This is a genomic window from Flaviramulus aquimarinus (assembly GCF_039543205.1).
In the GTDB taxonomy this organism is placed as follows: Bacteria; Bacteroidota; Bacteroidia; order Flavobacteriales; family Flavobacteriaceae; genus Flaviramulus_B; species Flaviramulus_B aquimarinus.
On the sequence record NZ_BAABJH010000007.1, the window covers coordinates 123,764 to 137,533 of the forward strand.

Annotated in this window: 11 protein-coding genes; 10 read left to right on the top strand and 1 reads right to left on the bottom strand. The window is 33.0% G+C overall.

Features of this window, described 5'->3' with window-relative positions; translation table 11 throughout:
• Window positions 1-282: 282 nt before the first annotated feature.
• A complete protein-coding gene (locus ABD941_RS13860) occupies window positions 283-1,008 on the bottom strand; it encodes an FISUMP domain-containing protein (RefSeq protein ID WP_345274734.1) in 726 nt (241 codons plus the stop codon).
• A 331-nt stretch (window positions 1,009-1,339) separates the two neighbouring features.
• Here ABD941_RS13860 and ABD941_RS13865 point away from each other — a divergent pair, with 331 nt between their 5' ends.
• From ABD941_RS13865 to ABD941_RS13910, 10 genes are all read left to right on the top strand, one after another.
• The gene (locus tag ABD941_RS13865) at window positions 1,340-2,770 is read left to right on the top strand and encodes an MFS transporter (RefSeq protein WP_345274735.1); all 1,431 of its coding nucleotides are present in this window, start codon (window positions 1,340-1,342) and stop codon (window positions 2,768-2,770) included.
• 121 nt (window positions 2,771-2,891) lie between these two features.
• Window positions 2,892-6,413: a molybdopterin-dependent oxidoreductase gene (locus ABD941_RS13870; RefSeq protein WP_345274736.1), complete on the top strand. Its 3,522-nt coding sequence runs from the start codon at window positions 2,892-2,894 to the stop codon at window positions 6,411-6,413.
• Window positions 6,413-7,840 (top strand): rubredoxin, encoded by a 1,428-nt coding sequence (locus tag ABD941_RS13875; RefSeq protein ID WP_345274737.1) that lies wholly within the window; start codon window positions 6,413-6,415, stop codon window positions 7,838-7,840. The genes ABD941_RS13870 and ABD941_RS13875 overlap by 1 nt, the downstream gene beginning before the upstream one ends.
• Window positions 7,841-7,978: 138 nt before the next feature.
• Window positions 7,979-8,389, top strand: a complete 411-nt coding sequence (locus tag ABD941_RS13880) for a response regulator (protein ID WP_345274738.1) — start codon at window positions 7,979-7,981, stop codon at window positions 8,387-8,389.
• Window positions 8,390-8,929, top strand: a complete 540-nt coding sequence (locus ABD941_RS13885; protein WP_345274739.1) for a heme NO-binding domain-containing protein — start codon at window positions 8,390-8,392, stop codon at window positions 8,927-8,929.
• Complete coding sequence (locus tag ABD941_RS13890) at window positions 8,929-10,518, top strand: sensor histidine kinase (protein ID WP_345274740.1); 1,590 nt, start codon at window positions 8,929-8,931, stop codon at window positions 10,516-10,518. The genes ABD941_RS13885 and ABD941_RS13890 overlap by 1 nt, the downstream gene beginning before the upstream one ends.
• 5 nt (window positions 10,519-10,523) lie before the next feature.
• On the top strand, window positions 10,524-11,654 hold the full coding sequence (locus ABD941_RS13895) for an FIST signal transduction protein (RefSeq protein ID WP_345274741.1): 1,131 nt from the start codon (window positions 10,524-10,526) through the stop codon (window positions 11,652-11,654).
• Window positions 11,654-12,703, top strand: a complete 1,050-nt coding sequence (locus ABD941_RS13900; RefSeq protein ID WP_345274742.1) for a sensor histidine kinase — start codon at window positions 11,654-11,656, stop codon at window positions 12,701-12,703. The genes ABD941_RS13895 and ABD941_RS13900 overlap by 1 nt, the downstream gene beginning before the upstream one ends.
• A gap of 2 nt (window positions 12,704-12,705) precedes the next feature.
• Complete coding sequence (locus tag ABD941_RS13905) at window positions 12,706-13,023, top strand: Hpt domain-containing protein (RefSeq protein WP_345274743.1); 318 nt, start codon at window positions 12,706-12,708, stop codon at window positions 13,021-13,023.
• A 9-nt stretch (window positions 13,024-13,032) separates the two neighbouring features.
• On the top strand, window positions 13,033-13,752 hold the full coding sequence (locus ABD941_RS13910; protein WP_345274744.1) for a LytR/AlgR family response regulator transcription factor: 720 nt from the start codon (window positions 13,033-13,035) through the stop codon (window positions 13,750-13,752).
• Window positions 13,753-13,770: the final 18 nt, after the last annotated feature.

Here is a 13,770-nt window from a genome sequence, read left to right on the forward strand (position 1 = left end):
ACAACATACGTATTTGTATAAAAATATTTTAAATTATACAAATAAGTATATTTTTTTAATGTTGTAAGCGTGCTTTTAAAATTAAAGTTAAAGGTCTTGTGTATGAAACGTAGCGAATAAATAAATGCTAACTTTTCGGATTTAGCATGAACCGAATTTTTAATATTTAAATTTTTTTTTATAAATATAACCAAATTAAAAATTTGGTTCACTTTCTAAATATACAAAAATCTCTGATAAAGCCCTATAATAGCTGTGTTTTATACACGTCTTTGGCAAACGTTATTCTTTAATACATCTAATGCCAGCTCCAATTTGTATAGCATTGTTAGCATAAAGCATTGTTGTTTCATCAAAAAGATTAATAGAAGTTCTTGTTCCATTCTGTATATTCACTTCAGTAGTTGCCCAAGTGCATATACCACCCCCTAAAGTAGGTCCTCCAAATGCATTGATGTAACCATTTGGAAGTCCTTTAAAGCCAATTGCATCAGTACCATTTCCAGAGAAATCAAACCATCCTGTAGTTGTTTTAAGTGCTTCTCCTTCAGTTCCAGACTGTCCGTTGTTAGTAAGATGATTTTCTAACTCCATGAAATCTTCAATTGTTGGAATTCTCCATCCTTCAGGTGCCAGCTTACCAGATTCAATCGCAAAATGATTATACATACCACCATAAAAATCAAACGGTAACTCCTCGTCAAATTGATTGTTTAAATCAAACGTGTCAGCCCATTGATAATAATCAATTTGAGTATTGTTATTATGCCAATCATCTCCAAAAACATATTCATTGATTGGTGTTCCATCATTGTAGGTTGTTGTCTTTAAATTTTCGAGCATCCAAACTTGATTTCCAATGGTTATTGTATTATACACATTACCATCTATATCAGTTACTGTTAATATTTGTGGAGTCTCATTTGTGTTTGTGTCGTCATCATTTGAACAACCAAAATTAAGTAGTGTAAATAATATAATAATATTAATTCTAGTAAGTAATTTCATGATTTGTTTTTTTATATATAACAACTTCATTTAATTTTATCCTGAAATTGCATGTGTAATTTTAATTATTAATGTTAGCCAATAATTTTATAGTAACTATTAGTTTTTTTTATGACTTTAAACATAAGAATTATTTGACTGAAAAATCATATTTTGAATTCAGTGTTTTTTAAATTACTTAAATTTTAAACCCACAACAACCCCATTTTTACCAAATCCACAAAATCCCCTTCCCTAAATTGTCAACATCACAATTTTTATCAATTACGTAATTTTAATATTTAAAATTAAGTATAAATACGTAGTTTTGTACGTATAAAAGTGCTTAATTATGGACACAACAACACAAACTAAATCAACCACATTACAATTACTCAATTTAAAAAGCTTACCCATACGTACATTTTGGATAACCGCTATATCATTTTTCATGTGTTTCTTCGCATGGTTTGGTATCGTGCCATTTATGCCAGATGTGGTTAAGGATTTAGGTTTAACACCAGACCAAAAATGGAACTCCATTATTTTAGCAGTTTCAGGAACCGTATTTGCACGTTTACTAATAGGTAAATTATGTGATAAATATGGGCCAAGATTATGTTATACCTGGTTGTTAATGCTAGGAGCCATTCCAGTAATACTATGTGGTTTGGTACAAACACCAACACAGTTTTTGGTATGTAGGCTATTTATTGGATTTATAGGCGCTTCTTTTGTGATTACCCAAGTGCATACCTCTTTAATGTTTGCGCCAAATATTGTGGGAACAGCCAATGCAACATCAGCAGGATGGGGAAACCTTGGTGGTGGTGCTAACCGTTTGGGTATGCCCTTAATAGCAGCAGCCGTAGTTGGTTTTGGAGTTGCCGATGCCGACGCTTGGCGATATGCTATGGTCATTGCAGGTATTGTCTGTTTTATAATGGGTATTGTATATTACTTCTTTACACAAGATACACCAGAAGGGAACTTTAAAGCATTAAGAGCTTCGGGAGATATGGTAAATACTAAAAAAGACCAAGTCGGTTTTTTAACAGTAATTAAAGATTACAGAACTTGGATTCTTTTTGTAGTATATGCAGCATGTTTTGGTATAGAATTAACCGTCTATGGTACCATGGATGACTATCTGCAAAACACCTTCCAGTTAGAACGGGTAACTGCAGGAAACATCGTGCTGTCATTTGCTTTAATGAATATTTTTGCACGAACGTTAGGTGGTTTCTTTGGTGATAAATTTGGAAAACTAAAAGGCCTAAGAGGTCGCGTTTTGTTTTTGTCTTTTATATTAACCATACAAGGCTTGATGTTAATCACGTTTTCAACAACAACCAGTATAATTGTAGGTGTATTCTTTTTGATTTTATTTAGTTTATCCGTTCAAATGGCAGAAGGCGCCACGTTTTCAGTTGTACCATTTATAAATAAAAAAGCTATTGGATCGGTTTCAGGAATTGTAGGAGCTGGCGGAAATGTAGGGGCGTTTTTAGCGGCTATGTTGTTAAAGTCGCAATCTGCAGTTGCAGAAAAAGCAGCCATTACAGCAAATCAAGGTTTAGGAGAAGATGTTATTAGTGTAGCACAATCGGCTGCATCGGCTTCAGCAGTGTCTAATGGATATTTTATTATTGGTTTTGTAGTTGTCGCAACAGCAATAGCAGCTTTGACCATTAAGTTTTCTGATGAAGATGAAGGATTAGCCAATACAGGTTTAGGTAAAACAAACGAGGACTTGATTCCTATTAAAGTAAAAGCTAATTGAGGACGCTGTTTTTTGTCAATTTGAAGATTTAGAAGCCTTTTTTTAAGGTATTCAGAATAATAAATAGCGTGCTTGTTTAGTACAAAAATATTGTCTTATTTAGTATAAAAAGTTGGTCTAAATGATAAAAAGCGAAGTAAAAACAACCTGTTCGTATTGTGGCGTAGGCTGCGGCATTATTGTTAAAAAAGACAACAACGATAAGGTCTATGTAGAAGGCGATAAAGACCATCCCGTTAACAAAGGGATGTTGTGTTCCAAAGGCATGAATTTGCACTACGTTGCCAATGATGTTTCCGATAGAATCCTATATCCAGAAATGCGTTGGAGCCGTTCACACCCTCGTGAACGTGTAAATTGGGATGATGCTTTAGACCGAGCAGCAAGCGTTTTTAAATCCATTATAAAAAAGTACGGCCCAGATAGTGTGGGGTTTTATGTTTCAGGTCAAAGTTTAACCGAAGAATATTACATTGCCAATAAGCTAACCAAAGGTTTTATTGGAACTAACAATATCGACACCAACTCACGCTTATGTATGAGTTCTGCTGTAGTTGGATATAAAAAGACCTTTGGAGAAGATTCCGTTCCAATTTCATATGCAGATATAGAATTGGCAGATACTTTTTTGATTACAGGTGCAAATCCAGCGTGGTGTCATCCTATTTTATTTCGTCGTTTAGAAAAGCGTAAAGAGGAAAATCCCGATGTTAAAATTATTGTGGTTGACCCCAGAAAAACAGATACCGCCAATTTTGCCGATTTGCACTTGCAAGTATTACCGGGAATGGATGTGGTTTTATATAATGCCATCGGACGATGCCTGTACAAACGGGGTTTAATAGACGAAAAATTCATTAAAGAGCACACCGAAGGTTTTCAGGATTATAAAGCCTTAATCTTTAAAACATCTTTAAGGCAAGCCTCAAAATTATGTGGTGTAGACGAAAAAGACATTAGAAAAGCTGCTGATATAATTGGACTTTCAAAAGGGTTTATCAGTATGTGGGCTATGGGACTTAACCAAAGTGTGGTGGGAACCGACAAGAATGTATCGCTCTTAAATTTATCATTAATTACTGGTCAGGTAGGAAAACCTGGAGCAGGCCCCTTTTCATTAACTGGGCAGCCAAATGCTATGGGTGGACGTGAAGTTGGTGGTATGGCAAATTTATTGGCTGTTCATAAAGATTTAATGAATGAAGAACATCGTCGTGAAGTCGCCCAATTTTGGGGTGTCGATAAAATTAATCCAAAGCCAGGATTAACAGCAACCGAAATGTTTGACGCGCTAGAAAGTGGAAAGTTAAAAGCCGTTTGGATTGTATGTACCAATCCTTTAGTGAGTTTGCCCAATTTAAACCGTGTTGAAAAAGCCATGAAAAACGCCAAGTTTGTAGTGGTTCAAGATATATCCCATAAGTCTGATACTGTCGCTTTCGCCGATTTGGTATTACCAGCAGCAGGATGGTTAGAGAAGGAGGGAACCATGACGAATTCTGAAAGGCGAATTTCATATTTACCAAAAGAAATAGATGCCCCTGGTGAAGCTAGGCCAGATGTAGAAATCTTCTGTGATTTTGCACAACGTATGGGATTCCGTGGATTTAACTACAATAGTGCTTCAGAAATTTATGATGAATATGCCTCAATGACCAAAGGCACCAATATAGATGTGTCGTTTTTAAATTACGATAGACTAAAAAACGAAGGCACCTTCCAATGGCCAGTACCAGAATACAGGCATCAAGGAACGCCACGTTTGTTTGAGGATAAAAAGTTTTACACACCATCACAAAAAGCACAGTTCAATTTACCAAGTACCATTGAAAACACATCGGTTTTACCAAATGCCGATTTCCCTTTAATTTTAACTACAGGGCGTGTTCGAGACCAGTGGCATACCATGACCAAAACAGGAAAAGTATCGCGTTTAAAAACACATTATCCAACACCCGTTTTAGAAATCAATCCAGTGGACGCTTATTTAAATAAAATTAAGGACAGCGATATTACTGAAATTAAAAGTGAAAATGGTGTTGTAAGAGTACGTGCTAGTATTACAGATAACATTAAAAAAGGCGTTGTGTTTTTACCGATGCATTGGGGGAAACAGTTGCAGAGTAATTTAAACAGGGCCAATAATTTAACCAATACCCATGTAGACCCCACATCAAAAGAACCAGATTTCAAGTTTACACGTGTATCGGTTTCAAAATATAAAAAAGAAGTAGACAAAATTATTATTGCTGGAGCAGGAGCTGCAGCCTTTAGATTTGTACAGAATTATAGAGAGCAAAATGAAACTGATGAAATCCATGTGTTTTCAAAAGAACCTAACTTATTTTATAACCGCGTATTATTGCCAGAGTATGTTACCGAAGAATTAAGTTGGGAGCAATTGCTTAAAATAAAAGAAAAAGAGCTAAATAAACTTAACATTCATTTACATCCTGAGACCTATATAACTAAAATAGATAAAGCCGATAAAGTAGTAACGGATAGTAATGGTGAGCTACATAATTTTGATAAATTAATATTGGCAACTGGAAGTCGTGCTTTTATTCCAAAAGATGTTCAGATAGATTTACCAGGTCGTTTTACCATGCGTAATAAAAGCGATGCAGATAGCTTTAAAACCTACTTAGATGCTACAGGCTTACCTCCAGAAGAACAGCATGTGGTTATTGTTGGTGGCGGATTGCTCGGTTTAGAGCTAGCAGCAGCCATGAAGCATAAGAATGCTAAAATTACTATTGTACAACGTGCATCACGTTTAATGGAGCGTCAGTTAGACAAAATATCTAGTAAGCTACTGGCTTTAGATGTGCAAGAACGAGGCATTCAAATATATTTTGATAATGAAGTAAGTACGGTATTTGATGATGACGATACTGGCGAGTTAAACATTACGCTAAAAAGTGGAAAATTAATAACCGCTAATGCCATTGTTTATGCCATTGGTACCATACCAAATATAGATATTGCCAGAGCAAACGGTATAGCATGTAGTAGAGGTGTTAAAGTAAACCAGCATTTACAATCGTCGCATCCAGATATTTTTGCCATTGGAGAAATAGCAGAATTTAATAATCAGTTATTCGGAATTACATCAGCAGCAGAAGAGCAAGCTAATATTTTGGCTAATTTTATTGCGGGCGATATTAGTTGTGCTTACAATGGCTCTGTACTGATGAATATTTTGAAATTCAACGATTTAAATCTGTGTAGTATTGGCGATATTAACGTGCCTGATAATGATGATAGTTATGAAGAAATCATTTTTACAGATATCAAAAAACGCTATTATAAAAAGTGTATTGTTAAAGATGATTTATTGATTGGTGCCGTTTTAATGGGTGATAAGAATGAATTTGCCGAATTTAAAACGATGATTGAAAGTAAAATTGAAATGGCTGAAAAGCGCGATAAATTACTTCGCGGTTCATCAAATGATGTTCCTGTTATAGGTAAGTTGGTTTGTTCATGTAGTCAAGTTGGCGTAGGTAATGTAGAAGAGGCTATTTCAAAAGGCTGTACTGATTTTACAGCATTGTGTAACAAAACAGGAGCAGGCTTAGGTTGCGGAAGTTGTAAAACTGAAGTTAGGGAAATTCTTCAAAATTCAAAAGTATTAGCATAATGGAACCATATAGATTAATGATTAATGGTGGCGTGTTGTCACCAGGAGAATTAAAATACATTTGCGAAGCAGCAGAAAGTTTGGGATTAGATGCCATATCTTTTGGTTCCCGACAAGATATTATTTTTCCTGAGAAAATAGATGAAAGTAAGTTTAGTCAGTTTGATAAAATACAATTTGTAAAGCCCAAAGCTCAGGGTATTGAAAATATAGCCTCATCGTATGTGTCGGCAGAAATTTTGCCTAGCACCTCGTGGTTAACAAGTGATCGTTATTTATATGTTTTAGAGCAGTTTAAACATAATCCAAAACTTCGTATAAATGTTATAGATCCAAAGCAACGTTTGGTGCCTTTATTTACTGGGAATGTGAATTTTATAGCTTCGGAACATGAAGATTATTGGTATTTATATGTTAGGCTTCCAGGCTGGAAGCAAACACAAATGTATCCCGCACTTATTTATAGTTGGGATATGGATAAGGTAGAATTGGCCATTGAAAATATTTTGATTGAAGAACCAGAAACCATCGAAACCATTTTTGAGTTGGTCACTGATGCTGTAGATGCCAATAATAGAACCGTTGATAAACCTTTAGAGGTTCCATTCTATCCCTTCCCGTATTATGAAGGCATGAATCGTATTGGAACAGATAGGTATTGGTTAGGATTGTATTGGAGAAACAATAGGTATGATATTCCTTTTTTAAAGGCCATGTGCGTGTTGTGTTCAGAAAATAAAATAGGGAAAATTTCTATTACCCCATGGAAATCTTTTATAGTAAAAGGAATTCCATTGCATTCAAAACTCAAATGGGAAAAATTCCTAGGTAAATACGGTATCAATGTCCGCCATTCCATGTTAGAAATGAATTGGCATTTACCTGTGAATGATAAAGACGCCTTAAGCTTAAAAAAATACTTAGTGACAAATTTTGATCAAAATGATATAAGTACTTATGGCTTAACTTTTGGAATTACAAGTTATGATAGCGATACATATAACTTCACATCAATCGTTATAGAAAAGAATAGACAACCAGAGTCTGTTGGTGATTTCAAAATAAGAGATACCTATAATTTGCTATATGCTAAAAATTTCGACCCTAATACACGCCACTATATCATGCATGTTCAAGATGTCGATAAGGTAGAATTACCAGGTTTGCTGATGGAATTAAGTCAGTTGTATTTTGAGCAGTTAGGAACCGAAAGAGAAGAAGAAAAACCACTAGAAACTAAAAAGGAAACTTTTGAGGAAGAGGTGTATCAATGTAAAGATTGCTTAACCGTTTACAATGAACTTTATGGTGATATAACCCAGAATATAGAACCGCATACATCTTTTAAAAACCTTCCCGAAACTTATGAGTGCTCGCTTTGCGAAGCTCCAAAATCTAGTTTTGAGAAGATGGTATTGGTTAAATAAATAATTTTTAAAAATACCATTCGTCGACACTTAAGTGTTATTCATCTACACTTAAATATTCACCTACCGAAATACAGTTTGCATTACATCTAATTACTTTAATTTCACTAACTAAAAGTGGATTAAATATAAAAACAAATGAAATCTTTAAACATATTACTAATCGAAGATGATATGATCGAGGTCATGAAATTAAACAGAACAATTTCATCACTTAAACTTAGTCATAATATAATAGAAGCTAATAACGGTGAAGATGCTTTGAAAGTTTTAGAAAAAAAAGATGAATTACCTGACATAATTTTACTAGATTTAAACATGCCAAAAATTAATGGTATAGAATTTTTAAATATTCTTAAATCCGATAGTGTTTTAAAGTATATACCAACAATAATTTTAACAACATCTAATAATCAAAAAGATTTATTGGAATGTTATGAAATAGGAATCGCAGGTTATGTTTTAAAGCCCTTAAAGTATGAAGATTATGTTTCTAAAATTGAAAAAATTTTGGCCTATTGGAGTATTAATGAGTTAAAAAAAATATAGATGAAAGGTATTGTATTTACAGAGTTTTTAGACTTAGTGGAAAACAAATTTGGATTAGAAATGGTTGATGAAATAATCAACGCATCTAACTTAGAGTCCGAAGGAATTTATACATCTGTAGGAACATATAAGTTTTCAGAAATGCTTCAATTATTGCAGCATTTAAGTGCCAATACTGGAATATCTATTGATGATTTATTGTTGGTTTATGCAGAGCACTTTTTTAGTGTTTTAGAAGATAGCTATTCAGGACTTTTAGCTACTTATAAAGACCCTATAGAAATGATTTCTTCAATAGAAAATCATATACATGTAGAAGTTAGAAAAATATACCCAGACGCCGAGTTACCAACTTTTGAGGTTATTGAAAAAACGGATAATTCCTTAGTAATGATTTATAAATCAAGCCGAGCCATGCATCATTTTGGTTTAGGATTAATGAATAAAACGTTTGAGCATTTTAACTCAAAAGCAAGTATAGTTTTAGAGAAATTAAAGGCAGATGGTACAGAAGTTAAGTTTTTAATTAATAAAAACTAATGGACCAAAATAAAGTTGACATCCTTCAACGTGCACTCGCACGAGAAAAAGCAGCTAGAAAACAAGCAGAAAAAATTCTTGAAAGTAAAGCCGCAGAACTTTATGATGCCAAGCAAAAGCTAGAAAAATCATATTCAGAGTTAGAAGCATTACTCAATAAAACAGATTCGCAATTACAAGGTGTTTTTGAAAATATAGTCGATGCCTATGTCATTATGGATTTAATGGGTAACATTTTAAAAATGAATGATGCCGCGGTAAGTCTGTTAGGTTTTAATGATGCCAAGCAAGATTATAATCTTCTTGAAATGATAAACCCAAAAGAGGCAGAACGTGTTGCAGAATCCTTTAAGTTGTTATTAAAGAAAGGCGCACTCACCGATTTTCATGTCAATATAATTACAATACAAAAAGAAGAGAAGTTAGTTCATATTAATGCAAGTATTATTTATGATAAAGGTGTTCCTGTTGCTGCTCAGGGTATTGTTAGAGATATAACCTTAGATAATAAATATAAAAAAAGCCTAGAGGCCGAAAGAGAAAAATATAGAGCCATAACAGCAAACATGAACTTAGGTTTATTAGAGGTTGATAATGATGATGTTATTTTAATGAGTAATCAGAGTTTTGCAGAAATGTCTGGATATACAGAAGCGGAACTTAGCGGTAAAATGGCAAGTCGTTTATTTCTTGATAGTGAAGGTTCTAAAATTATTCAAAATGAAAATTCAAAACGATTAAAAGGGAAGACCAACTCTTATGAATTAAAAATAAAAAATAAGTTAGGACAAACAAAACATTGGTTAGTTAGTGGTGCGCCTAATTATAATTTAAATGGAGACGTTGTTGGTTCCATAGGTATTCATTTAGATATAACAGATTTAAAAAGTTTAGAACTTCAAAAAGAAAGACTATTATCTAAACTAGAAAAAAGTAATGATGAATTGCAAGAGTATGCTCATATAGTATCTCATGATTTAAAATCACCTTTACGAAGTATTAATGCGTTAGTTAGCTGGCTTAAAGAAGATAATGCCGGTAAATTAGATGAAACCAGTTTGCGAAATTTTGCGCTGATAGAAACCACATTAGAAAAAATGGAACAGCTTATTTCAGATGTGCTGAGTTACTCAAGTGTAGGAACTAATGAAGGCGAAAAAACAGATATTAATTTGAATGATTTGGTTACAGATTTAATTCAGATTATGTACAAGCCAGAACATATAACCATTGAAATTTTAAATACACTTCCAACACTTAAAGGCGATAAAACAAAGCTGCAACAAGTGTTTCAAAACTTAATAGGTAATGCTATTAAATTTATAGATAAAGAAGCCGGTTTTGTTAAGATAAACCTTGAAGATCAAGAAACCCATTATAAGTTTTCAATAGCAGATAATGGTGTTGGTATAGAAAAACAAAACCATAATAAGATATTTAAAATATTTCATGCACTAAACAAAAGTAAAGATTCTACTGGTATAGGTTTATCTATAGTTAAAAAAATTGTTGAGTTACACGAAGGTGAGATTTGGTTAGAAAGTGAACATGGAAAAGGAACAACATTCTTTTTTACTTTAAAAAAATAGCATATATGAAGACGGTACAAATAAAGAAATATAAAACGGATGGCAGATGGCAATATCTAACAGAAAACATACCATTACAAAATCCTTTGGTTTTAGTATTGGGAAATAGGTATATGTTAGAAAACGAAACCATTTATAATGATGTTAAAGCGTTGTATCCAGATGGCGAAATTGTATTTGGCTCAACAAGCGGCGATATTACTTCAAATATCGTTGACGATGAGGCGATTACTATAACAGCAACAGAATTTGAAAAAAGTCAGTTTTTAATCAAAACCAGTAATATTATAAATTCCGACAGTTATAAAACAGGTGTAGATTTAGTTAATCAATTTCCTGAAGAAGGATTAAAATACATTTTTGTTTTATCAGAAGGGAGTTTTGTAAATGGTAGCCAGTTAACAAAAGGCATGAATGTTTCTAGTAAAGACAATATTTTGATAACAGGCGGTCTTTGTGGTGATGCCGCACGTTTTGAAAAAACAATTGCCTCGTATAATGAAAATCCAAAACCAGGAGAAATCATTGCTATAGGTTTTTATGGTGAAACACTAGAAGTTTCATTTTCAATTCATGGCGGTTGGACACCCTTTGGACCAGAACGCTTAGTTACCAAATCGAGTTCTAATGTACTTTATGAATTAGATAATCAGCCAGCTTTAGATTTGTATAAAAAATATTTGGGAGAGAAATCTACTGAATTGCCCGCAGCGGCATTACTATATCCGCTTAATGTAAAATCAATTGAGGAAAAACAATCCTTTGTGAGAACGATTTTGAATATTAATGAAAAAGAAAATACCATGATTCTTGCCGGCGATATTCCAGAAAACTCAAAAGTACAGCTCATGATGACTAATGTGGATAATATTGCAAATGCATCAGAACGTGCAGCAAAGCAAGCCTTGGAGTTGCGTGCCAATAAACCGCAATTAGCTTTATTGGTAAGTTGTATAGGGAGGAAGTTAGTTTTAGACCAGCGTGTAGAAGAAGAAATAGAAGAGGTTGTTACCGTGTTAGGTGACCAAACAGCTATATGTGGTTTTTATTCCTATGGAGAAATAGCCCCTTTTCATGGCGAAAATAACTGCCAGTTACATAACCAAACCATGACCATAACGCTAATAAGCGAATAATGAACTCATTGCTTAAACGACAAATTCGAAAGTATTTATCACAAGAACAAGCTTCTTCAGGAGATTTAGAACAATTTCTGGATGCTGTAAATCGGTCTTATGCCAATTTTGATGAACAATACGTGATGCAACAACGCGCCATGTCAATTAGTTCAGAAGAATTGTTTGTCGCTAATGAGCAATTAAAACTAGAAGCCAAAGCTCAAAAAGAAGTTATTGACAAGTTAAAACACGTTATAGAAACACTTAAGTTTTATGAGCTACCAGAAAAAGAAAAACTAGAGAATATTGATTTAGATGGTTTGAAATTAGTTGAATTTATTGATAATCAGACTAAGGAAATTATTCAGATCAATAAACAGCGAGAAAAATTGTTAACTGAATTAGCTTATCAAAACCAAGAATTAAGTGATTATGCCCATATGGTTTCACATGATTTAAAATCCCCGTTACGAAGTATAGATGCTTTAACCTCTTGGTTAAAAGAAGATTATAAAGATAAACTAGATGGTAGTGGAAATGATAGTATTAATTTAATTAGGAATAATGTTGAAAAAATGGATACCTTAATCAAAGGTATTTTAGATTATTCAACTATTAGCAAAAATCAAACAGAGTTTTATGATGTCGATATTGATAAATTAGTTGAAGATATTATTACCATCATGCATTTGCCATCAAAAATATCAATAAAAAAGCTGTCAAATTTACCTGTAGTAAAAGGTGATAAATATAGGTTGCAACAACTCTTTCAAAATTTAATAGACAATGCTGTTAAGTATAATGATAAAGAAGAAGGTACCATTGAAATTGGAGTTGAAGATGAAAATGATTTTTGGAAATTTTCCATTAAGGATAATGGAAAAGGTATAGAAGCACCATACTTTGATAAAATATTTAAAACGTTTCAGAAACTAGAAAATAATCCAGAATCTTCTGGAATAGGCTTATCCATTGTAAAAAAAATAGTTAACCTGTATGGCGGAAATATTTGGTTGGAATCTGAAATTAATCAAGGCACAACCTTTTATTTTACACTTAGAAAATAGATATGGAACAACCCAATTTATCCTATATAAATAAATTGTCTGGAGGCGATAAAGCCTTTGAAGACAAGCTTATTGCTATAATAAAAGCAGAGTATCCTAAAGAAAAAACAGTCTACATGAAAAATGTAGAATGCAATAATTTTAAAGAAGCTGCAGAAAATGTCCACAAACTTAAACATAAAATTAGTATTTTAGGACTTGAAAAAAGTTATGAAGTGGCTAATGGTTTCGAAGAAAATTTAAAAGAGAACAGTTTAGCTGGTAAACAAGATTTTGAAATCATACTTAAAAACATTACCGACTTTTTAGCTACCATATAATGTTATTTTATGAACTGTATTATTATTGATGATGAAGCAACGGCAAGGGCTATAATAGAGCAACTTTGTTCCAACATTCCAAGTTTAAACGTTTTAGAGGCATTTCCTAATGCCATGCAAGCCATAAAATATTTAAATCAAAATGAAGTTGACCTTATTTTTTTAGACATCCATATGCCAGATTTTACAGGATTTGATTTTATTCAAACTTTAAAAAATCCACCAAAAATTATTCTAACAACAAGTGATTCCAAATTTGCAATAGAAGCTTTTGAGTACGATTGTATTGTCGATTATCTAGTCAAACCTATTGCATTGCCCCGTTTTGAAAAAGCTATTCAGAAAGCAAGTGCCATAAAAGAACAACCAGTAAAGACAACAAATGACATATCTGAAAACCTTGTAGAAACCACTTCAGGAAATGATTTATATATAAATATAGATCGCCGCTTAATAAAAATAGATATTCCAAGTATATACTTAATAGAGGCCAAAGGCGATTATATTAATGTAAAGACTGAAGAGAAAAACTATACGGTACATTCCACACTAAAAAAGATAGAAGAAAAATTACCAAACGATTTGTTTTTAAAAGTACACCGCTCTTATATTATCAACGTTCAAAAAATAATAGATATTGAAGATAATAGTGTGCTAATTAAAAAGGATGTCATTCCCGTAAGTCGTTCAAACCGACCCGAATTAATGAAGCGATTAAATTTGCTTTAACCTATTTTTAGTTTGTAG